The 21742-nt window shown below is 36.2% G+C and carries 21 protein-coding genes; 13 read left to right on the forward strand and 8 right to left on the reverse strand.

Going from position 1 to position 21742, the window contains the following annotated elements; translation table 11 throughout:
• Position 1: 1 nt before the first annotated feature.
• From prwr041_RS02595 to prwr041_RS02625, 7 genes are all read left to right on the forward strand, one after another.
• Positions 2 to 778, forward strand: a complete 777-nt coding sequence (locus prwr041_RS02595; RefSeq protein ID WP_207154771.1) for a family 6 glucosyltransferase — start codon at positions 2 to 4, stop codon at positions 776 to 778.
• A complete protein-coding gene (locus prwr041_RS02600; RefSeq protein WP_207154772.1) occupies positions 779 to 2080 on the forward strand; it encodes a lipopolysaccharide biosynthesis protein in 1302 nt (433 codons plus the stop codon).
• Positions 2067 to 2939 (forward strand): alpha-1,2-fucosyltransferase, encoded by an 873-nt coding sequence (locus prwr041_RS02605; protein WP_207154773.1) that lies wholly within the window; start codon positions 2067 to 2069, stop codon positions 2937 to 2939. Before prwr041_RS02600 ends, prwr041_RS02605 begins: the two co-directional genes overlap by 14 nt.
• 68 nt (positions 2940 to 3007) lie before the next feature.
• A complete protein-coding gene (locus prwr041_RS02610; protein WP_207154774.1) occupies positions 3008 to 3820 on the forward strand; it encodes a glycosyltransferase in 813 nt (270 codons plus the stop codon).
• A gap of 54 nt (positions 3821 to 3874) precedes the next feature.
• Positions 3875 to 4504 (forward strand): sugar transferase, encoded by a 630-nt coding sequence (locus prwr041_RS02615; protein ID WP_207154775.1) that lies wholly within the window; start codon positions 3875 to 3877, stop codon positions 4502 to 4504.
• Between the two features lie 18 nt (positions 4505 to 4522).
• The gene (locus prwr041_RS02620; protein WP_207154776.1) at positions 4523 to 5581 is read left to right on the forward strand and encodes a glycerate kinase family protein; all 1059 of its coding nucleotides are present in this window, start codon (positions 4523 to 4525) and stop codon (positions 5579 to 5581) included.
• A gap of 118 nt (positions 5582 to 5699) precedes the next feature.
• A complete protein-coding gene (locus prwr041_RS02625) occupies positions 5700 to 6686 on the forward strand; it encodes a hypothetical protein (RefSeq protein ID WP_207154777.1) in 987 nt (328 codons plus the stop codon).
• Positions 6687 to 6753: 67 nt separating this feature from the next.
• On the opposite strand, the gene prwr041_RS02630 is transcribed toward prwr041_RS02625, so the two are convergent.
• On the reverse strand, positions 6754 to 7260 hold the full coding sequence (locus prwr041_RS02630; protein ID WP_207154778.1) for a histidine phosphatase family protein: 507 nt from the start codon (positions 7258 to 7260) through the stop codon (positions 6754 to 6756).
• Between the two features lie 95 nt (positions 7261 to 7355).
• Here prwr041_RS02630 and prwr041_RS02635 point away from each other — a divergent pair, with 95 nt between their 5' ends.
• Positions 7356 to 7973: an HdeD family acid-resistance protein gene (locus tag prwr041_RS02635; protein WP_207154779.1), complete on the forward strand. Its 618-nt coding sequence runs from the start codon at positions 7356 to 7358 to the stop codon at positions 7971 to 7973.
• 24 nt (positions 7974 to 7997) lie between these two features.
• On the opposite strand, the gene udk is transcribed toward prwr041_RS02635, so the two are convergent.
• From udk to prwr041_RS02650, 3 genes are read right to left on the reverse strand one after another with little or no spacing between them, the layout of a single operon-like run.
• On the reverse strand, positions 7998 to 8624 hold the full coding sequence (gene udk / locus prwr041_RS02640; protein WP_207154780.1) for a uridine kinase: 627 nt from the start codon (positions 8622 to 8624) through the stop codon (positions 7998 to 8000).
• A 33-nt stretch (positions 8625 to 8657) separates the two neighbouring features.
• Complete coding sequence (locus prwr041_RS02645; protein WP_237072329.1) at positions 8658 to 9173, reverse strand: uracil-DNA glycosylase family protein; 516 nt, start codon at positions 9171 to 9173, stop codon at positions 8658 to 8660.
• Between the two features lie 50 nt (positions 9174 to 9223).
• Positions 9224 to 10267: an endonuclease/exonuclease/phosphatase family protein gene (locus prwr041_RS02650; protein ID WP_207154782.1), complete on the reverse strand. Its 1044-nt coding sequence runs from the start codon at positions 10265 to 10267 to the stop codon at positions 9224 to 9226.
• A 195-nt stretch (positions 10268 to 10462) separates the two neighbouring features.
• Between prwr041_RS02650 and prwr041_RS02655 the strand changes: the two genes are divergently transcribed.
• The 5 genes from prwr041_RS02655 to prwr041_RS02675 all read left to right on the forward strand — a co-directional run bounded on the left by prwr041_RS02655 (position 10463) and on the right by prwr041_RS02675 (position 16613).
• A complete protein-coding gene (locus prwr041_RS02655; RefSeq protein ID WP_207154783.1) occupies positions 10463 to 12997 on the forward strand; it encodes a TonB-dependent receptor in 2535 nt (844 codons plus the stop codon).
• Positions 12998 to 13014: 17 nt separating this feature from the next.
• Positions 13015 to 13851: a DUF5689 domain-containing protein gene (locus prwr041_RS02660; RefSeq protein ID WP_207154784.1), complete on the forward strand. Its 837-nt coding sequence runs from the start codon at positions 13015 to 13017 to the stop codon at positions 13849 to 13851.
• Between the two features lie 39 nt (positions 13852 to 13890).
• Positions 13891 to 15219: a hypothetical protein gene (locus prwr041_RS02665; RefSeq protein WP_207154785.1), complete on the forward strand. Its 1329-nt coding sequence runs from the start codon at positions 13891 to 13893 to the stop codon at positions 15217 to 15219.
• A 103-nt stretch (positions 15220 to 15322) separates the two neighbouring features.
• Entirely contained in the window at positions 15323 to 15574 is a 252-nt protein-coding gene (locus prwr041_RS02670) for a type B 50S ribosomal protein L31 (protein WP_018463660.1), read from the forward strand.
• A 91-nt stretch (positions 15575 to 15665) separates the two neighbouring features.
• A complete protein-coding gene (locus tag prwr041_RS02675; protein ID WP_207154786.1) occupies positions 15666 to 16613 on the forward strand; it encodes a DNA/RNA non-specific endonuclease in 948 nt (315 codons plus the stop codon).
• A gap of 76 nt (positions 16614 to 16689) precedes the next feature.
• Here prwr041_RS02675 and prwr041_RS02680 read toward each other — a convergent pair whose 3' ends face one another.
• The 4 genes from prwr041_RS02680 to pepT all read right to left on the reverse strand — a co-directional run bounded on the left by prwr041_RS02680 (position 16690) and on the right by pepT (position 21611).
• Positions 16690 to 17304 (reverse strand): hypothetical protein, encoded by a 615-nt coding sequence (locus tag prwr041_RS02680; protein ID WP_207154787.1) that lies wholly within the window; start codon positions 17302 to 17304, stop codon positions 16690 to 16692.
• A gap of 233 nt (positions 17305 to 17537) precedes the next feature.
• On the reverse strand, positions 17538 to 17864 hold the full coding sequence (locus prwr041_RS13745) for a hypothetical protein (protein WP_317194521.1): 327 nt from the start codon (positions 17862 to 17864) through the stop codon (positions 17538 to 17540).
• A 153-nt stretch (positions 17865 to 18017) separates the two neighbouring features.
• On the reverse strand, positions 18018 to 20270 hold the full coding sequence (locus prwr041_RS02690; protein WP_207154788.1) for a cation:proton antiporter: 2253 nt from the start codon (positions 20268 to 20270) through the stop codon (positions 18018 to 18020).
• Between the two features lie 117 nt (positions 20271 to 20387).
• Entirely contained in the window at positions 20388 to 21611 is a 1224-nt protein-coding gene (gene pepT / locus prwr041_RS02695) for a peptidase T (RefSeq protein ID WP_207154789.1), read from the reverse strand.
• Positions 21612 to 21742: the final 131 nt, after the last annotated feature.

The following is a 21742-nucleotide window of genomic DNA, read 5'->3' on the forward strand; positions in this document are numbered from 1 at the left end:
TATGAGAATAGCCGTATTATATATTTGCACTGGAAACTACAATCAATTCTTTGCCGACTTCTATAAATCAGCAAAGAAATATTTTCTAAATGGAATAGCAGATATCGAGTATTTTGTTTTCACTGACAAGGAACAACTATGCTCAAATTCAGATACGCATATAATCAAAAAAGAATACAAAGGATTCCCACTGGATTCACTATTGAGATTTGATGATTTTCTATCCATAAAAGAACAATTAATAGGCTTTGACTATACATTTTTCTTTAACGCCAACATGAAGTTTGTTGCACCAATAGGATTAGAATTTATACCCATAAAGGAAAAACTGTCAGCCGTAATTCACCCAGGATATCTCAACAAACCAGCATTTCTTTATCCATATGAAAGAAATAAAAAATCAACAGCATATATTAAACCATACGAAAAAGATTATCACTACTTCATGGGCTGCCTAAATGGTGGTAAAACTGAAGATTACATTAAACTGGTAGAAGCATGCCGTGAGAACATTCATATAGATATGGGAAATGACATCATGGCAAGATTTCATGATGAGTCGCATTTAAATAAATATCTTAGGGGGAAGATTTGCCTTATGTACCCACCATCGTATGCATATCCTGAAGGAAAGCGTATACCTTTTGACAAAAAGATAATAATAATAGATAAGGTAAAAATAGATAAATGCTTTAACAAAGGACGTAGTAAATCTATTATTAGGATAATCAAAAAAACTATTAGCTATCTTTATAAAAGTATAAGTTGGTATCTTTAAATGAAGACAAATAAAACAATATCAGGAACAATATGGAGCATTGTAGAAAGATTCTCTAAAATGGGGATACAAATACTTTGCACATTCATTATTGCCCAATTTCTGCCACCTTCAGAATTTGGATTAGTAAGCATGATGTCTATCTTCTTAGCATTTTCTACCATTCTGGTTGATAGTGGATTTGGTCAAGCTCTGATACGTGAACAAATAGTCAGCGAAAAAGATAAGTCTTCTTTATTTTGGTTTAATATCCTACTTGGTATAATTGTGTATGCAATGTTTTTTGTTATTGCACCTTATATTGCAGCATTCTATAATGAGCCAAAACTATGTATACTTATAAGGATTGCATTTCTTGCCATTATATTTCAATCATTAATTGTAATTCAGCAAGCACTGTTTTTCAAATCAATAAAGTTCAAAATAGTTTCAAAGATATCTCTATTATCAGTAATTTTATCTGGAATAATAGGCATAGTCGTAAGTATATTAAGAAAGGACGTATGGGGATTAATAATTCAAAACCTATCGTTTTCTATATTTCAATGCGTTTTATTCTGGATATATAGTTCTTGGAGACCTACTTTCGTATGCTCATGGCTGGCAATAAAGAAATATCTTCATTTTTCACTAAATCTTTTAGGGAGCAATATATTAGCCGCTATTACTGATAACCTCGCGAACCTTGTTGTTGGAAAGAACTACAATGCTACTACTTTGGGACAATATACTATGGCAAACAAAATACCATATCTTACATCAGGGACTATATCATATTCTATCCATAGAGTGAGTTATTCATTAATGTCAAAATTTCAAGACGACAATAAAAAATTGCAGATATATAGCCAACGAGTTGTTGGTACAGCATTCTGGATTATCGGTCCTATAATGCTCATCCTCTTTATCTTTGCAAATCAATTTATCAACATATTATTTCCTAAAGAATGGATTACCACTGCTGTATATCTACGATATTTTTGCATAATAGGTTTCGTATACTGTTTCTATGACATTAATCAAGATATATTATTAATAAAAGGAAGAACTGATATTCTATTTAAACTTGACATTATCAGAAGATCTATATTGGTAGTAATAATGCTTATAGGCGTGAGATATAATATTATTATATTCTTGAGATTACTTACTATATATTATATCTTAAATGCATTTACAGTAAGTTATATATCGGGCAAATTAATTAATTACAGTATTCCGAAACAACTATTCATCGTAATGACAACTCCAATATACTATTTTAAGAAATATATAATAGAAAAGCAACATGAAAATTGTTAAGATTATAGGAGGATTGGGTAACCAGATGTTTCAATATGCACTAGCAATAGCTTTGAAGAAGAATTTCACTAAGGAAGAAGTGAAACTTGATATTCATTGCTTTAACGGCTATACAAAACATGAAGGATTTGAAATAGACAATGTGTTTGGGAATCAATTAGAATTAGCTTCATATAGTGACATTACAAAAGTTGCCTATCCTTATTTTAATTTCCAATTATGGAGAATCGGCAGCAGAATACTTCCTGATAGGCGACACATGATTTCAGAAGACACGTCATTCAAAATTATGCCAGAAGTTATTGCCAGTCCTAATTATAAATATTATGACGGATATTGGCAACATGAAGAATACTTCTATGATATTCATGACGATATATTGGCAACCTTTAAATTCAAAGAGTTCAAAGACAAAAGAAATAAAGACCTAGCCGATAGACTAACAGACATTAATAGCATTTCTATACATATAAGAAGAGGCGACTACATTAACGACAAACTTTTCAAAGGAACTTGCGGTATAGAATATTATAAAAATGCTATTGACGAAATAAATAAAAGAACTGTCCCTACGCTATTCTGTATATTCTCAAATGACATAATTTGGTGCAAAAAAAACATAGGACCACTACTTAATGGTAAAGAAGCAATATACGTAGACTGGAATACTGGCAGTGATTATTTCAGAGATATGCAACTGATGGCAAAATGCAAACATTGCATTATTGCTAATTCGTCTTTTTCATGGTGGGGAGCATGGCTCAACAATAATAATGACAAGATTGTTATCGCTCCAAGAACATGGTATAACACTAATGAGAAAGTATCACCAGCAACAAATGACTGGTTAAAACTTTAAATCATTATATTTGCCAGATTGAAGAAAAAGAGTAACTTTGCCAAACAAATAATACGATTATATAGATAATGAATTTTTCTGTTCTCATATCCGTTTACTACAAGGAAAAACCGGAATACCTTAAAGATGCGATAAACAGCATTTTTAACCAAACCCTTCTTCCTAATGAAGTTATTCTGGTTGAAGACGGAAAACTGACCGACGAACTATATAATACAATTAAAAGTCTCCAAGAGAAATATGATGGGATAAAGACAATATGTCTGAAAGAGAATCAAGGGCTTGGACCTGCACTTAATGAAGGACTGAAATATTGTTCATACGATATAGTTGCAAGAATGGACTCTGACGATATATGTATGCCAGACAGATTCAAAATACAAACAGATTTTCTGGAAAAGCATCCTGATATAGACATCATTAGCGGGTGGATAGATGAGTTTACTGGTTATAAAGAAAATATTATCTCAACACGCAAAACGCCTGAAACACATAATAAAATTGTTAAATTCGGCAAATCGCGCAATCCTATCAATCACCCAGCTGCCATGTTTAGAAAGAATGTTATTTGTAGCATTGGCGGTTACAAGGCGATACCTCTTCTCGAAGACTACGATTTGTGGGTAAGAGCAATTTTAAACGGTGCACATTTATATAATATACAACAAAGCCTTCTTTGGTTTCGACTTTCCGACAATGCCTTTTTAAGGCGTGGAGGAATAGACTACGCAAAAAACGAGATTGCATTTCAATATAATTTACATAAGATTGGATATATAGGGGTCATAAATATGTATAGTAATATTTTTATAAGACTTATAATAAGATTATTACCAAATATGATAAGGAAATATATTTATGTTTTCAAACTTAGGAAATAATATTATTAGTTTTCTTGCGTTTTTATATTAACTAGTTACTACAAGATAAAATTCATGACAATATTAAATTATGGCTACATCGCTGATGGTATGAATGAAATTGAGCGCGACTCTAAACGCTTAATTGACTTTCTTGTCGCCATAATCTGTATCATACTATTTTCTCCCCTATTCATCATTTGTTATTTTGCAATAAAGAGAGAAGATCATGGTCCTGCTATTTTCAAGCAGGAAAGAATAGGACGATTTGGACGTCCATTTTACATTTACAAGTTCAGAAGCATGAAAGTGAATGCAGAAAAAAATGGTCCACAGCTTACGAAGCATAAGGATGACAGCAGAATGACCAAAATAGGAAAGTTCCTTCGGCACCACCATCTAGACGAACTACCACAACTTTGGAACGTAATTAAAGGCGATATGTCTTTCGTTGGTCCACGTCCTGAAAGAAAATACTATATCGACAAGATTATGGAAAAGGACTCCAGATATTTATATCTTTATCAAATACGTCCAGGAGTAACATCCTACGCCACACTTGCTAATGGGTACACAGACACGATTGAAAAGATGCTTAAACGACTGGAACTTGACCTTTATTATCTTGAACACAGAAGTTGGATACTAGACATAAAAATATTAGGAATGACTTTCCTTAAGATTGTGTTTGGAAGGAAATTTTAATAAGAATGATTTAATAATATGAAATATATTATTGCCATAGATTCATTTAAGGGTTGCCTGACATCAGAAGAGGCTGCCGAAGCTGTATATCAGAACATAGTTTCACATCATCCCAAAGCGGAGATAACAACAATACCTGTTTCTGACGGTGGAGAAGGAATGCTCAATGCATTTTGCAAGGCACTAGGAGCAACGAAAGAGACTGTTAGCGTAAGAGATGCCATGATGAGGCGCATCACTGCTGAATATGGCATAACGGATAACGGTACTGCTATTATAGAAGTAGCAAAGTCATGTGGACTGACGTTGATAGAGCCCGAACTTAGAAATCCACTTATTGCGACATCATACGGAGTTGGTCAGCTCATAGCCTCAGCTATTAAGAATGGATGCAGAAAATTTATTATAGGACTTGGAGGAAGTGCAACAAGTGACTGTGGTATAGGAATGCTGAAAGCACTTATTGAATCATTCAACGCCAAAGGTAATTTTGATGATATAAGAGATATTATCCAGAAATGCGAATTCATTATAGCATCAGATGTAACTAACACTCTATGTGGATCAAACGGAGCTGCGCATGTTTTTGCTCGTCAAAAGGGAGCAACAGAAAGTATGATTGACGTTCTTGAAAAACGTGCTATAAAATTTGCCGAAGTATCAGCTATGCATATTGGGTATGACTGCAGCAACAAGCCTGGTGCGGGAGCAGCAGGAGGACTTGGATATGCATTCATGCAATACATGAATGCCGAAATGAAATCAGGTGCCGATTTACTGCTGGACTTGATTAACTTTGAAAATATAGCCAAAGATGCAGACTTCGTTATTACAGGAGAAGGCTCAAGCGACAAACAGACACTTATGGGCAAACTTCCGTATGTGATAATGCGTAGAGCTAAAAACATTGGTATACCAACACTATTGATTACAGGTAAGATAAATGACAAGGATAAGCTCATTAATGCAGGATTTAAGGATATTGTCTGCATCAATCCAAAAGGCATTAGCATTGAAAACGCAATGAGAAAAGATGTGGCTATCTCAAACATTAGGGATTTTCCTCTCTCTATTTAGGGAAAATCCTTTTAAATACCATATATTTTATAATATCTTTGCACCATGAAGATAAGACGAATTAAGTCTTTCTGATTTAAGAAGTAACAAGGTAATAACAATTTTAAAAAATACGATTATGAAAAAGTTTATATTAGCCCTGATAGCACTGTTTACAATAACAGTTTCAGCTAGTGCAATGAGTTACGATCAGGCTCGTCAACAGGCACTTTTTCTAACAGATAAGATGGCCTATGAGTTGAATCTTACAGATGAACAGTATGAGGCAGCTTATGAGGTAAACCTAGACTATCTTATGAGTATTAACAATTACGATGATATATATGGTTCTTACTGGACACAGCGTAATATGGATTTGAGCTATATACTATTAGACTGGCAATATCGCACTTACTGCAGCGTAAACTATTTCTACAATCCTATTTATTATGATGGTGGCTACTGGCATTTCAGAATATATGCACGCTATCCACATCGTGATTACTACTATTTCGGTCGTCCAGATTTCTATGCTGTATATCGTGGTGGACATAGCTGGAGAGTAAACGGCGGAAGAAGTTGGTACAACGGACGCTCTTACAGCATGCGAGGAGGCAAGAGATATGTAGGCATGCGTGATTCTTTTAATAACGGTTCTTTTAATAACAACCGCACGTTTGGAGGTAACAACAATAATCGCATATTCGGTGGTAGCAGAAATGACCGCGCTTATAATGGCAATAACGGAAATAATGACAATAATACATTCGGAAACAACAACGATAATAGACCAAACAGAGTTTTTGGCAACCGCCCAAGTAGTACAAGAACAACAGCACCTAATGGTAGCAGTATATTCGGAGGCTCTAGAAGTGGAAACAATTTAGCTACTCCAAACCGCACTTTCGAGCGTTCTAATAACAACAGTAACCGTTCCACAGGCAGTGAAAACGTTCCTAGTCGCTCATTTGGTAGTGGAAACTCAAACCATTCATTCGGTGGAAGTAATACTCCAAGTCGTTCATTCGGTGGAGGCAATAGCACTCCAAGTCGCAGTTTCGGAGGTGGCAATTCATCTAACACCAAAAGTGAAAGTCACGGAGGTGTATTCGGAGGCCACAGATAAAAATAGATAATAACAAAAAATGGCGTAGCTTGCAATGCAAACTACGCCATTCTTTTATTATATAATGTTATAACATCAGTATTCTAACTTCAGCATTTCCCATTTTTGTTATTTCGCTCATAGGTTTATTGAAATATACACTCTGTATAGCCTTATTAATAATGCCATGTCCAACAGCAAGCACTTTTTTATCAGGATACGTAACTTTAAGATATGTGAGGAAATTGCGTGCACGGCTCTTCATCTTTTCTAGCGTTTCAACATTATCAGGCCATTCTGCATCCTGCATATCAGGAATAAACTTACCTGTGAAATCGCCCCAGTCACGCTCACGGATAAGCGAAGTTGATTCTACTTCCTTATTATGTGGAGCAGCAATTATCTTGCATGTATCATAAGAGCGTTTCAAATCACTAGATATAAACGCATCTATATCACAATTCTTCATCTTCTCACAAACCTCTTTAGCCTGTTCTATACCTTTTTCATTAAGTTGCCCCTGACACTGTCCTTGAAGGATTTGGGCAGCATTATCAACAGTTTCGCCATGACGAACTAAATATAATGTAGTCATATATTAAATATTTTGAATGCAAAAATACAAAAAAGAAGACATTTTCAGCATTGGAATTAAGAGTTTTTTGTAACTTTGCAGAAAACTAATATGTTATGAAAATATTCCAAAGCTCTTTTTTTCGTGCTATATGTGCTATTATAATAGGCATATTACTAATTCAATATCGTGAACAGACATTGACTTGGATAACTATTGCAATAGGAATATTGTTTTTCATATCTGGCATCTTGTCTATTGCCGAATATGTGTCAACAAAGAAACTATCAGATAAACCAGAAGTTTATGATGCTGAGGGTAAATTAATATCAGGAGGTCCAAAACCACATTTCCCTATTTTAGGAGTAGCTAGTCTGTTACTTGGAGTTATATTGGCATTAATGACAAATATGTTCATCACCAGTCTGACATACATTATATCAGGAGTACTCATAATCGGTGCTATAGGCCAATTCATATTTCTTGCCAATACATCAAAGTATGCATCTGTAGGTTTCTACTACTGGATAATGCCTTCTGTGATATTAATTGTAGGTATCATAGCAATAGTTTATCCAACAGCCATTGCGACAGCTCCTCTTTTCGTTATAGGATGGTGTATGTTGCTATACGGAGTGGTTGAATGCATAAATGCACTTAAAGCTATAAACTGCAGAAAGCAATTCTACAGAAAAGAAAATTCTGAATTAAAAAATAATAAAGCAGAAGACTGATTACATTCTTCTGCTTTATTAATATCATTCATGAGGAACAAGTCCCTCGATGTATTTACATAATATTGCTATACCTTTTATATTCTCTCCTCCTTGCGGAATAATAAGATCGGCATAACGTTTTGTCGGCTCAATAAATTGTTCGTGCATCGGCTTCAACACCTTCAAATATCTTTCAACAACCATTGAAACTGTACGTCCACGATCAATGGTATCACGCTGGATATTTCTTATAAGTCGCTCATCTGGATCACAGTCCACAAATATTCTGAGATCCATAAGATCACGCAATTTCTTGTTTATCAAGGTCATAATACCCTCGATAATTATCACAGGCTTTGGCTCTACATGCACTGTTTCTGGCAAACGATTACAAAGCAGATAACTATATGTAGGTTGTTCTATAGCTATTCCGTTTCGCAAGTCGTTGACGTGCTTATTCAACAGTTTCCAGTCAAATGCATCAGGATGGTCAAAATTTATAGCGTGACGTTCATCTTCAGTCATGTGTGAAGTGTCATTGTAATATGAGTCAAGTGGAACAACAGCCACATAATGCGGTGGCAACGCCTCAACAATCTTTCTTACAACAGTGGTCTTTCCACTTCCTGTTCCACCAGCAATGCCGATGATAGTAATTTTATCGTCCATTATAATGTTATTATTGTAATTTTGTGGCAGAAGCTAAATAAGTTCATCAAACATCACACGATAGAACTCTGCCTTTTTTTCCAACTGCATAGGATAAGCCCTACTGCTGCTTGGCATTCTATATAGTTTCATTGGCCGGCCATCGAACACGAACTCTGCGCTCTGTCCCATCTTCGGCATTTCTTTTATACTGTAATGACGCATGAATATATCGGTAGCTAATTGTCCCGCAGTAAGCACCCCCTTACAATCTGGCAAACTTTTCAACATAGCGTCAAGATCACTAGGCTGCACTATCTCAAGATCTTTATCAGATGCCGTATTTTTTGTTCTACGTATTTGCAATGCTGTATCAAATATCGCAATTCCCTTTTCGGCAAGAAAAGTCTTTATCATCTCAAGACGAAAAGTTTTATTCTCTGCATCAACAAAGTGCATCTTATCTGAAAAGAAAAGATATCCAAATATACGCCACATATCGTTTTGAAAATTTGGATAATACCATTCAAAACACCAGCGCTTACTTGCTGGTGGAAAGGTACCGAGCATCAGCAACTTTGCATTGCTCGGCAACCAAGGTTCAAAAGGATGTGTTTCTATCAATTTGCCTGTTCTTTAACAAGATATACACATACTGGCAAGTGGTCTGAATATCCATCAAGCCATACACCACCAGCACTTGTTCGTTTAGGACTTCCCTTATATTGTCCTTCTGTCTGGAATAGATAAGGCATACGCTGAATCTTATTCTTCCAGAATTTTAATGTAGAGAATCCTTTGTTATCACCTTTATTAAGTAGGTTTGGTGACAAGATTATCTGATCAAATAAATTCCAGGTACCACGATACATCAATGTACCAGTACCTTGTTTTAAAACATTATACCAAGGATTATACATATCATCAGGTCCTACCATATCAATATCTTCCTTTGCAGAAAGGGCTACATGCATACTCTTATCTGTAGGGTCGTCATTCATATCACCCATTATCATGATCTTAACTTTTGGATCTTCTTTAAGAAGTGAATCCTTGACAGCCTTAACCTGAGTTGCGCCCCACTCACGATATGCGGAACCATTAAAACGACTAGGTAAATGACATACGATGAATACAACATGCTCGTCAGCCAACTTGCCACTAATAGTTAAGAAGCCACGTGTTTTATAACTACTGTCCTTGAGTTCTTTCTGTACATAAGGTACAAGTTTCATATTATCCACCTTAAACATCTTTGGATTATAAAGCAAAGCACAGTCTATACCACGCATATCAGGTCCCTCAATATGGCAATATTTATAATTGCGAGCCTTTAGTTCTGGCTGATTTGTAAGATCGGTCAACACCTTGTCATTCTCAACCTCACTAAGCCCAATAACAGAGCACCCAACATTCGGAAGGAGGTCTGTTCCCATATCAGAAAGCGCTTGTGCCATGTTGTGTAACTTATGAGAATACTTCAATCCATCCCAATGATAAGAACCACTTGGAAGAAATTCGTAATCATTTTTGCCTTCGTCATGACATGTATCAAACAAATTCTCTTGATTGTAAAAACCTACTGCGTAAACAGAAAACTTCTTTTGCGCTGTGGCTGTAATGCTAATCAGCAGAACTGCCAATATTAATAATTGCTTTTTCATCTATAATAAAGAATGTAATATTATTTTAATAACCTTAGCCAATACCTATTAAATAAAGGCGCATGAACTGCAAATATACACATTTTTATTTAATGTATATGTATGTTCTAAAAAAATTAACTTAAAATTCTCTTTAATTTAATTTTTATTTTGTTACTTTGCAAAATACTATTAATATTTATTAAACATCAAACTATGCAAAAGAAGCTCCAATTAGCATTGTTCGCGCTCTGCTATTCGTCTCTTGCGCTCGCTCAGAATAACAACAATTCTCAGCAACAGGCAAAGGCTTTAGACGAGAATGCGTTCACTTTTACAGAAGCACAGTTGGGTGAGGATGACAACATGAGTCAAAATGTAACCATCCTTAACTCTAACACTAATGCGTATGCCAGCGAGGTTGGTTATCTTTTTTCACCGGTCCGCTTTCGTTATCGCGCTTTCAACCAAAAGTATAACGATATTTATATTAACGGCGCCCCTGTTAACGACGTAGAACGTGGACAATTCAGTTTTTCATCTATTGGTGGTCTAAACCAGATGACACGCAATGTTGATTTCTCACTTCCATTTGAGAGCAACAACTATGGAATGACTGATATGGGGGGAAGCAATAATTATAATTTCCGTAGTGGAAGTATGGCAGCAGGTCACCGTATAAGTTTAGCAGGTGCAAACCGCAATTATACATTACGTGGTATGTATTCATACAGCAGCGGATTCAACGCTAAAGGCTGGGCTTTCAGTGGAAACCTTACTTATCGTTGGGCAAATCGTGGATATGTAGAGGGCACATTCTATAATTCACTATCTTATTTTCTCGGTGTACAGAAACTTCTTGGAAAACATAGTTTCTCATTTGCCACATGGGGCAATCCTACAGAGCGTGCTACACAAGGTGCAGCTACTGACGAAAGCTACTGGCTTGCAAATGATAACCAATATAATCCTTATTGGGGTTATCAGAATGGAAAGAAGCGTAACTCTCGTGTAGTTAATGATTTCGCTCCTTCTGCTCTCTTCACTTGGGACTGGAACATAAATAACAAGACAAAACTCACAACAACAGTACTTGGAAAATACAGTATGTATTCAAGCACAAAGTTGAACTATAACAATTCTGACAACCCAGCTCCTGATTACTATAAGAGTCTACCTAGTAGCTTTTATGATGTATGGGGAAGCAACGCTCAATATCAGACACCACAAGCTCTTGCTGATTGGCAACGCGCTTACGACTGGTTGAGCAACAGCAAAGCCAACCGCCAGATTAATTGGGATCGTCTTTACGCAGCCAACCAGAATGTAAATACTGAAGGTGTAGACGCTATGTATTACGTACAGAAACGTCATAGCAACAATCTAAATGTAACACTTGCCTCTGCACTCACAAAGCACTTAACAGACAAGAGTACTTGGAACCTCGGTTTTGCAGCCATAGCTAATAAAGGTTTTCATTATCAGACAATGGATGACCTTCTCGGTGCAAATACATTCCACAACATAAATACTTATGCTATTGGTACATACCCTATTGGCTCTGATTATCTCCAATATGATTTAAATCATCCAAACGCACTTATTAAAGAGGGAGACAAGTTTGGTTACGACTATACTCTTAACGTAATAAAGGGTAATATATGGAGTAACTATACTGAGACTTTCGGAATTCTTCATTATAGCATAGCTGCAAAGATTGGTTACGACGGAATGAACCGTGACGGCAAGATGCGCAACGGATTGTTTGCAGACAATTCTTACGGCAAGAGTAAGACTGCTAACTTCCTTTCTGGTGGTGCTAAATTCAGCGGATCAATTGATCTTAGCCATGGAAGCGTAATATCTCTCGGTCTTGGTTATGAGCACAAAGCTCCTACTGCTAATGTTGCCTTCCAGGCTCCAGAAATGAACAACGACTTCGTTCAGAATCTTAAGAACGAGCGCATATTCAGCAGCGAACTTGCTTATCAGTTCAATAATTCTTGGCTTCATGCTAACTTAAGCGGTTATTACAGCCGTATTGATAACGCAACAGAATGGACTTGTTTCTATTTTGATGATATCAACTCATTCTCTTATAATTCACTTACAGGTTTGAACAAGGAATATTATGGTGCAGAACTTGGACTTAACTTCAAATTAACATCATTCCTTGACTTAAAGGCTCTTGGTACTATCAGCGAAGCTAAGAACATTAGCAACGCAAAAGTTCGTTATATGAATTCAACACAGGGTACTTACGTAGACGATATAGCTCTTGTTGAAAACATGCGTGAGAGCGGAACACCACTGACTGCTGGTAGTCTCGGTTTGAGTTTCCATCAGGGTGGATGGTATATAGACCTTAACGGAAACTATTATGACCGCATCTACTTGAGCTACTCTCCTTACTATCGTTATCAGACTCCTTTGAAAAATCAGAAGAGTGTTGACAATGAAGGAAACTATATCGTTTCTCCACAAGATAAGGGAAAAGGTGGTTTCATGCTTGATGGTACAATCGGTAAAAGTATCCGCCTTAAGAAAGGCAGTCTGTCTATAAACCTAATGGTTACTAACATTCTTAACAACCAGAAGATTGTAACAGGTGGTTACGAGCAAAGTCGTAGTGACTACTCTCTAAAGAACGACGGTAGCACTAGCGACCGTTGCTACAGATTCTCAAAGAACCCTAAGAAGTATTATATTTACGGAACTAACGGAATGCTACAAATAGCATATAGATTCTAATTTAAATCCCATAAGAAATGAAGAATATTAAATATATAATGTTAGCTCTTGTCTGCACACTCTTTACAGGATGTATGGACGGCAACTGGGACGAGCCTACGGGTTATCAGAGAGGAAACACAGCTGTTCCTGAGACAAACATTATGACCATAGCACAAGTTAAAGCGAAATATCAGTCTACTTTATCTCAAGCTTATGGCTACGCTCCTGTAACAGATGACATTCAGATAAAGGCCTATGTTACAGGTAACGATATTGAAGGCAATTTATTCAGTCAGATTTCTCTTGAAGACGGAACAGGTGCTATACTTGTTGGTATCAACGAGGGTGGTATTAATGGATATCTTCCTATAGGAACTGAAATCATTGTAAACCTTAAGGGGTTATACATTGGATGCTATGGTATGCAACCTCAAATCGGAGACAAATATCTCAGTGCAAAGGGTGAAACTTCTGTCGGAAGAATGAGCAAACTCTTTTGGAATCAGCAATTCAAATATACAGGTAAGACTGTAACAGCTGTATCTACAGAATTCAATCAAGCTAGCTTGAAAGATGCTCAATATCTCACAGACAATGCAGGAAAACTGATGACTATAAAGGGAGTTACATTTACTGATGGTGGGCAGAAAGTCTACAGTAACAAGGAAGATGTAGTAAACAACAATTGTTGTGAACGTGCTTTAAATGGATTGAGCAGTTATAACATTGTTGTGAGAACTAGTACTTATGCAGACTTCGCTGCTGAGAAACTTCCTTCAAGTAAGGTTAATATTACAGGTATTTTCACTCGCTACAATAATAAATGGCAGGTTATCATCCGCAAAGCAAGTGATGTAGAAAATGCAAATTAAATTGCTATTAAAACAGTAAAAACAAAAAACAGGAAATATATGAAAAAGTTTATTTATTCATTATTCGCATTGGCTATTACAGCCATGACATTCACTAGTTGTGAAGATGTTCCAATGCCTTACAGTGAACCAACAAACGGTGGAAGTACAACCACATACACCGGTCAAGGTACTGTTGATGATCCATATACAGTGGCTGACGCAAACAACTATATCAAAGCTGGCGTTGGTCTAGACCAAACCGTTTATGTAAAGGGTAAAATCTCTTCTGTAGACTCTGTCAGTTTAAATTATGGTAATGCATACTACAAAATTTCAGACGACGGAACATCTACTGGTCAGCTAATCGTTTATCGTGGTTATGCTTTCGGAAACCAGAAATTCAAGTCTGCTAATGAAATCAAAGTTGGTGACGATGTTGTTCTTGTTGGTAAGATTGGTGCATTCAAGGGCACTTATGAATTCATGCAGGGTAACTATATCAACACTCTTAATGGAAAGACATATACTCCTACAACAGTAAATGATAACTCTATTGATAAGCCATATAATGTAGCAAAAGCTATTGACGTTATTAATGCCGGTCCACCTACAGTTCCTGTTTATGTAAAGGGTATCATTTCTACCGCTCCTACATTTAATTCTAAATATGGCAGCTTAACATATTACATATCTGATGACGGAACAACAACTTCACAATTACAAATTTACTCTGGTCTAAATAAAGATAGTGTACAATTCACTTCTGCTAATGATTTGAAGATTGGTCAGACTGTTGAAGTTTACGGTGTTATTAAAGATTTTAATGGCAAGCCAGAAATGGACAAGAATAACTTTCTTATCTCTGTAACTGGTGATGGCACATCAACTGGTGGCGAGACTGGTGGTGGAACCGGAACTGGAGTTTCAGCCTTTACAAATGGTGATTTTGAAACTTGGGCAGACAATCTTCCTACCAACTGGAAATCTACATCAACCGCAAGTAGCGCAACTCTTAGCCAAAGCACTGATGCGCACGGAGGCAAGTACTCTGTATTAGTTGCAGGTAACACTTCTAGTAATAAACGCCTAGGATATACAGAAATGAAGCTAAGTGCTGGAACATATACAATGAAATTTTATGCAAAAGCAGCAACAGCAGATGGTGGTTCTGTCGCTCCTGGATATGTTCCTATTTCAAGTGACAACAAAGCAGGAAGCTATGTCTATGGTTCTTATGTCAACAACTTGACTCCCTCTACATGGGTAGAAGTAACATACTCATTCACGCTTGATGCAGAAACAACGATTTGCCTTGTTGTTATGAATCCAAAGTCACCAGGCAAGGATGTACTTATAGACGATTTTACATTTACACAAAGTAAGTAAATTCCAAAAACTTATCTAAATATTTGGCAGGCTGCAAAATTTTGATTAATTTTGCAGCCTGTTACGTAGATAACAAAATTACAAACAATAATATTTAAACGAAATGAAAAAAGGTATTCATCCAGAAAACTATCGTCCCGTCGTATTTAAGGATATGTCCAACGGCGATATGTTCCTTACAAAGTCTACTTGCAAGACAAACGAAAATGTAGAATTTGAAGGCGAAACTTACCCAATTGTAAAGGTCGAAATCTCAAGTACTTCTCACCCATTTTATACAGGTAAGAACAAACTTGTTGATACAGCAGGTCGCGTTGACCGCTTCATGAACCGTTACGGTAAGTTGAAGAAGTAAATATATCCTTTTACAAGTATATATTAATAGAGTGCGTTCGAACGTAGTTGCATATACGTTCGAGCGCATTTTCGTCTTAAAAATATTACGTATGAGAAAAATTCATTTTTTTATCAGCTTGTTTGCCACAACTCTCTTCCTTGTTTCTTGTGGTAGTAACGAGAGCATTACTGATGACGGTAATGGAAGTACCAGTGACATTACCAATGTAAACAAGAACACAATTTCAAGCAGTCAGCCTAAAGAAATATCCAGATTGGAATTCCCTAGGGTTAAAGGTGGAACAAGTGAAGTTATTGTTCACTCAACTTCTGCTTATGGAATGACATACGCATCGGAATGGGATCATACATTAAGATCACAACGCTGGTCTTGTTTTGAGGTATACAAGAGTAACAATGTGAAAAACTGGAGTCGCAGTAACTGGAGACAAACATCATGGGGAGGTGACCCTTTTCAAAAGGATCCAGCAGTTCCTCAATCTGAGCAACCAAATGTTACAGGTGAATTCAGCGGAAGTTATTATAAAGGAATAGGAAGTTTCTATGAAAGAGGACATATATGCGCTTCAGAAGACAGAGTATATTCCAAAGATGCCAATGAGCAAACTTTCTATATGACCAACATGCAACCACAAGTTGGAAATCTGAATGAAAAGATATGGAGCGACATGGAGGCTAAAGTAAGAGGTTGGGCTTCAAGTGCAGATACTCTATATGTTTGCAAAGGTGGCACTATTGATAGCGATGACAAAATTGTGGACCAAACAAAGAGTGGTTTTATCGTTCCTCGTTATTTCTTCATGGCTGTATTAGCAAAGAATTCAGACCAAGCAAATGGTGGTTATAAGGCTATGGGATTTTGGATTGAACACCTAGATGTAGACCAAAGAAGCAAGGGTGTTGCAAACTTCGTTGTAAACATTGATGATTTGGAGCAAAAGACTGGTATTGACTTCTTTTGCAATCTACCAGATGATATTGAAAATAAAGTTGAAAGTTTAAGCGTAGACAAAGTAAAAACTGCATGGGGGTTATAATCACCATGCACCAATATATAATAAAACAGGGATAAAGCATTGTGCTTTATCCCTGTTTTATTTTTTTTGTATTGAATTACCTCCTACCCTTTACTATTTTGTTTTCCATTATAACTCCCATTGCACGAGTCATAGCAGCACGAGTAAATGTAGGTGTATAACCTTTAGCGTAAGTATAACGACTGAAGTCAAAGTCTAAATATTCATCGTTGTTCACGCCCTTCATTGTTCCGTGGAAAGACTTAGAGTCTAGATAAGACTGAATATTACTACTGCCGAATGTTATTACATATTGATTTTTACTAGCATCATAAGTAATATAAATATCACCAGTCTTACTATCAATATACCAAGAGAATTTAAGTTCTTGACTTTGATCACCAGAAACATCATTTTCAACGCCTCTTCCGCTGATTGACGTAGCATCATATTGGTCAAATTCCATCTGAGCATCAAATGCAGCCTGCTTGCGAATACCGTTCTCTGTATATTCATAAATCATTTTCCCATCCCAATGTCCACGAAGAGTATTAGCAAGGACATTCAATGTATTGTCAGATGTATTGTTATTGGTGTTCTGATTATTATTGTTGTCATTATACCAATTATCATTACCAGAATCGCAACTTGCGAAAAGCGTTGCAGTTGCAGCGATAGCAAGCAACATTATTATTCTCATTAGCTTTTTCATATTTGAAGTCTTTAAAAGTTTTCTATCTTATATATATTCTTATTTTATAAACATTCTCTTCGGAACATCAACTGACGTATTTGAACGAGTTTTTGCATAAGAGTCAAAACCATATCTGTAACTATTCCAGTTTAGAGAAGATGTATGATACAAGCTGAAAGCAGCTCTTGTTCCGTCATTAGTTTGAATATATCCAGAGAACAAAGAATCATTTATTTTATAATCATAAATTATTATATCCGAGTTTTCTTCTCTAAAATGTATATATATATATTCTGATCACGAACGACCCAAGTGATATGATTTGCGACATAATCATAAGGAGAGTTGCTATAATAGTCGATCCAGTAACCGTCACCAGAATTATACCCACTGTCGAACTCTACTTCTGAATAAGCTGCTTTATAAACCATTCCATCGTATTCAGAACTAACATAAATATTACCTTTCCAAGTTCCATCCATGTAGTATGCAACTTCTGCATCAGGATCACAAGAAGTAAAAGTAAAAGACAACAAAGCTGTTATTATCAATGTCAATATTGTAGTAAGGCGTTTCATAAGCTGTATTTTTTTAAGTTATTATAATTTGGTTTATTTCTATGTTGCAAATGTAACACAAATATAAATATCTTAAAAAATAAATTCCATATTAATGAGTAGGGATTTCCCTTTAAAAAATGGATAATCCCCAAAGGCATTCAATGTAACAAATCAAGTCAGTTTGTGCAATTCCTTCAAAGAGTCCTCCTCACCAACAATCCAAATAACATCTCCTCTTTCGAATTTACGTACAGGATCAATTAACGACAAGTTTTGCTCTCCTTCATCAACACCAATTACCATACAGTTATATTTATCACGAATACCACTTTCCTTAAGTGTCTTCCCGATAAACGAACTTTTAGCAGAAATGATAACTTTTCTTAGTTTCATTTCGCGCTTTTCTATATCAGGATCTTCAGGAATAAGTTCATGATTTATAGCTAATCGGAAATCATTTAGCTGCTCATCATCACCTATTACAAAAATTCTGTCTCCAGGAAATATAATATCAGAACCACTAGGTATATTAATACGCAATGATCCACGCAAGATACTACTTACATGTACTCCAAATCTATTTCGAAATTTAAGATCTTTAAGAGAACGCCCTATCCAAGTGGAATCCTCAGGAACACCAAATTCACTTATATGAATATCTCGCTCAAGAAGATGTCCCTCAAAAAGTGGACGTTTCTTACCTGTTACACACGCAGCAATTTCTCTAGAACGTAAATTTTTAATAAACAGTCGCTCTAGTTTTATACTTTCATGCTTAAGGTTTCTCGAAAGTACCATTAACGCTAGCATGAATAATGCAATACAAACCATAAGTGCATCTTTGAAGCGTGTGAGATAATTGCATATATAGAATATAAACCCTAAAGCCACAAGAACTTTCACTACAACCGTAAAGATCAAAGGTAGACGATTCAATCTACTTTCTGTCCAAAGATTTTTAAATTCATTACTACGTAGATTTTTCATCACCATTGAACGCAAAAATGGAGATATTATTAACACTGTAATAGCTCCGCAAACAGCATTACCAATCCAATGACCAAATAAATGACGAAACAATGGAAGTACAAACGAAAACATTAATATTATAACAGCTGTAGATAAGATGCCATAGATAACAGTATTGATTAACATCTTACGTAATAATTTTCTCCAATCGGTAATTTCTTCTTCAGTATTAATATGCGCTTTACCAAGATGCTTCATTCTACGGACCCATTTCTTGGGCAGATGATTTTCCAAGTAAAAATAGCATGGTTCCGAAGCCCGAATCATATAAGGAGTGATAAAAGTTGTGATTACAGATACTGCAACAACAACTGGATAAAGAAACCGTCCGATAACACCAAGCGAGAGTCCTAAAGAAGCAATGATAAATGCAAATTCACCTATCTGTGCCATTGAGAAGCCACACCTCATTGCAGTTTTCATAGGTTGCCCACTCAACATAAAGCCGAAAGTTCCAAATATACTTTGTCCAAATAGTATAACCATGACCAACACTACTATTGGTACAGCATATTCAACAAGGACTTTAGGGTCAACCAACATGCCTACAGATACAAAAAATACAGCTCCGAAAAGATTTTTTACAGGCTCTACGAGTTTAATAATTTTATCAGCCTCAACTGTCTCTGCAATGATACTTCCCATAACAAACGCTCCAAAAGCACTACTGAATCCTACTTTTGTTGACAAAACAGCCATTAGACAACATAAACCAAGTGCAACAATCAACATCGTTTCATTTGTCATAAGTCTCCTAGTATGACGAAAAAATAAAGGAATGAGAAATATACCAACAACAAACCACAAGACTAAGAAAAATGCGATTTTAACGATTGAACCTATCATCACCCCACCATCAGGATTATTACCACCAGCAAGTGCGCTCAGCATAACCATCATAATAATAGCGACAATATCTTCTATTATTAACACACTCATTACAAGTGATGCAAAACGTTGTTGACGCAATCCTAAATCGTCAAAAGCCTTATATATTATTGTTGTTGACGACATAGCAAGCATACCGCCGAGGAACATACAGTCCATCCTGCTCCAATTGAAGACATAGCCTGCAAGCATTCCCAATGTTGCCATTGAAAAGATTATGATTGTTGACGCGATTATAGGCGCCATGCCCATTTTAAGTATTTTCTTAAACGAGAAATCAAGTCCTAAGGAAAATAATAAAAACATAACACCGATATCTGCCCAAGTGTGTATACTTGCCTTGTCAATTACAGACATTGTATATGACATATGAGGTGAAACAAGAAATCCTGCGACTATATATCCCAATACAATAGGTTGCTTTAGTCGCTTGAATACCAAAGTAACTATTCCTGCTACAATAAGTATCAGCGCAAGGTCATTTATTAAGTTTGGTATCTCAGCCATATTATCTCGGTATTTTCAGTTTTTATCGTGGAATCATACTAATAATAAGAACACAGGTAGCATAAATATAACACATTCCCGACTTTCATAAATTATCCAGAAAGTCGGGAATAATATTTAATCGTTGTATGTACCCGTAATTTCACAAATCTTGGTAATTACTTCAACAGCCTTTTCCATTACCTGAATAGAAACAAACTCATGAGGTCCATGAAAATTCACGCCACCTGCGAAGATGTTAGGACATGGTAGTCCACGGAAACTAAGCTGTGCTCCATCAGTTCCACCACGTATAGGCTCCACTTTTGGTGGGACTCCACTTTCTTGCATCGCCCTTAGCACGATATCAATAACATGCATATTAGGATCTATCTTCTCCTTCATGTTATAATATTGGTCATGAATTTCAATACTAACAGTACCCTCACCATATTTTTCATTCATCTTTTTAACGCAATCTTCCATAAAGTCCTTACGGTCTTCAAACATTTCACGCTCATGATCACGAATAATATAGCTAAGTTTGGCACTCTCTGTACGACTATCAATATTGAGCAAATGATAGAAGCCTTGGTAGCCTTCTGTTGCTTCAGGAATGTCAGTCTCAGGAATCATACTATTAAATTCACAAGCCAACCTGTTGGCGTTAACCATTTTGCCCTTTGCATATCCTGTGTGAACACTTACACCTTTTATATATACCTTAGCACCAGCTGCGTTGAAATTCTCATATTCAAGGTTACCCAAATCACCTCCATCCATAGTGTACGCCCAGTCGCAACCAAACTTTTCTACATCAAAATGATGTGCCCCCAGACCTATTTCCTCATCAGGATTAAACCCAATACGTATGTCTCCGTGCTTAATCTCATCATTATCGCGCAAAATGCACATAGCCTGTACGATTTCAGCAATACCAGCCTTGTCGTCAGCGCCCAGAAGAGTAGTTCCGTCTGTGACAATTATATCTTCACCAACATGCTCCTTCAGCTCAGGAAACTTAGATGTATAAGAAACTATACCAGGAGATAGTTCAATATCCTTTCCATCGTAGTTCTTTATAATCCTAGCCTTGATATCTTTTCCGCTTGCATCGGGACTTGTATCATAATGAGATATAAAGCCGATAGTAGGTGTCTCCTTCTTGGTATTACCCTTTAGGGTGGCATAGATGTAACCCATCTCGTCCATCTCTACGTCGCAGAGTCCTTCGTCCTCAAGCTCTTGTTTTAAATACTTGGCGAACTCCATCTGTTTCGCCGTACTAGGGACACTGTCTGAGTCCTCACTAGACTGTGTGTCGAACTTTGTGTAATTAATAAATCTTTCAGTTAATTCCATATAATTGAATAGAATATAAGCCTTTAATTGTGTATTAATCTTTAACGTCTCGCTTAATGTGAGCTTCTGAAATGCAAATATACATATTTTTTCGGATATTTATATAAATGCAGATTAAAACATCCATAAAA

It is taken from the genome of Prevotella herbatica (genome assembly GCF_017347605.1).
Lineage (GTDB): Bacteria > Bacteroidota > Bacteroidia > Bacteroidales > Bacteroidaceae > Prevotella > Prevotella herbatica.

What these genes read in the sequence shown, in the direction of transcription:
- prwr041_RS02680 (WP_207154787.1), bottom strand. Translation starts at nt 17,304, where the DNA reads ATGAAAAAGCTAATGAGAATAATAATGTTGCTTGCTATCGCTGCAACT.
- prwr041_RS02595 (WP_207154771.1), top strand. Translation starts at nt 2, where the DNA reads ATGAGAATAGCCGTATTATATATTTGCACTGGAAACTACAATCAATTC.
- prwr041_RS02650 (WP_207154782.1), bottom strand. Translation starts at nt 10,267, where the DNA reads ATGAAAAAGCAATTATTAATATTGGCAGTTCTGCTGATTAGCATTACA.
- prwr041_RS02615 (WP_207154775.1), top strand. Translation starts at nt 3,875, where the DNA reads ATGACAATATTAAATTATGGCTACATCGCTGATGGTATGAATGAAATT.
- prwr041_RS13745 (WP_317194521.1), bottom strand. Translation starts at nt 17,864, where the DNA reads ATGAAACGCCTTACTACAATATTGACATTGATAATAACAGCTTTGTTG.
- udk (WP_207154780.1), bottom strand. Translation starts at nt 8,624, where the DNA reads ATGGACGATAAAATTACTATCATCGGCATTGCTGGTGGAACAGGAAGT.
- prwr041_RS02605 (WP_207154773.1), top strand. Translation starts at nt 2,067, where the DNA reads ATGAAAATTGTTAAGATTATAGGAGGATTGGGTAACCAGATGTTTCAA.
- prwr041_RS02655 (WP_207154783.1), top strand. Translation starts at nt 10,463, where the DNA reads ATGCAAAAGAAGCTCCAATTAGCATTGTTCGCGCTCTGCTATTCGTCT.
- prwr041_RS02660 (WP_207154784.1), top strand. Translation starts at nt 13,015, where the DNA reads ATGAAGAATATTAAATATATAATGTTAGCTCTTGTCTGCACACTCTTT.
- prwr041_RS02675 (WP_207154786.1), top strand. Translation starts at nt 15,666, where the DNA reads ATGAGAAAAATTCATTTTTTTATCAGCTTGTTTGCCACAACTCTCTTC.
- prwr041_RS02600 (WP_207154772.1), top strand. Translation starts at nt 779, where the DNA reads ATGAAGACAAATAAAACAATATCAGGAACAATATGGAGCATTGTAGAA.
- prwr041_RS02690 (WP_207154788.1), bottom strand. Translation starts at nt 20,270, where the DNA reads ATGGCTGAGATACCAAACTTAATAAATGACCTTGCGCTGATACTTATT.
- prwr041_RS02670 (WP_018463660.1), top strand. Translation starts at nt 15,323, where the DNA reads ATGAAAAAAGGTATTCATCCAGAAAACTATCGTCCCGTCGTATTTAAG.
- prwr041_RS02630 (WP_207154778.1), bottom strand. Translation starts at nt 7,260, where the DNA reads ATGACTACATTATATTTAGTTCGTCATGGCGAAACTGTTGATAATGCT.
- prwr041_RS02620 (WP_207154776.1), top strand. Translation starts at nt 4,523, where the DNA reads ATGAAATATATTATTGCCATAGATTCATTTAAGGGTTGCCTGACATCA.
- prwr041_RS02665 (WP_207154785.1), top strand. Translation starts at nt 13,891, where the DNA reads ATGAAAAAGTTTATTTATTCATTATTCGCATTGGCTATTACAGCCATG.
- prwr041_RS02635 (WP_207154779.1), top strand. Translation starts at nt 7,356, where the DNA reads ATGAAAATATTCCAAAGCTCTTTTTTTCGTGCTATATGTGCTATTATA.
- prwr041_RS02645 (WP_237072329.1), bottom strand. Translation starts at nt 9,173, where the DNA reads ATGCTCGGTACCTTTCCACCAGCAAGTAAGCGCTGGTGTTTTGAATGG.
- pepT (WP_207154789.1), bottom strand. Translation starts at nt 21,611, where the DNA reads ATGGAATTAACTGAAAGATTTATTAATTACACAAAGTTCGACACACAG.
- prwr041_RS02625 (WP_207154777.1), top strand. Translation starts at nt 5,700, where the DNA reads ATGAAAAAGTTTATATTAGCCCTGATAGCACTGTTTACAATAACAGTT.
- prwr041_RS02610 (WP_207154774.1), top strand. Translation starts at nt 3,008, where the DNA reads ATGAATTTTTCTGTTCTCATATCCGTTTACTACAAGGAAAAACCGGAA.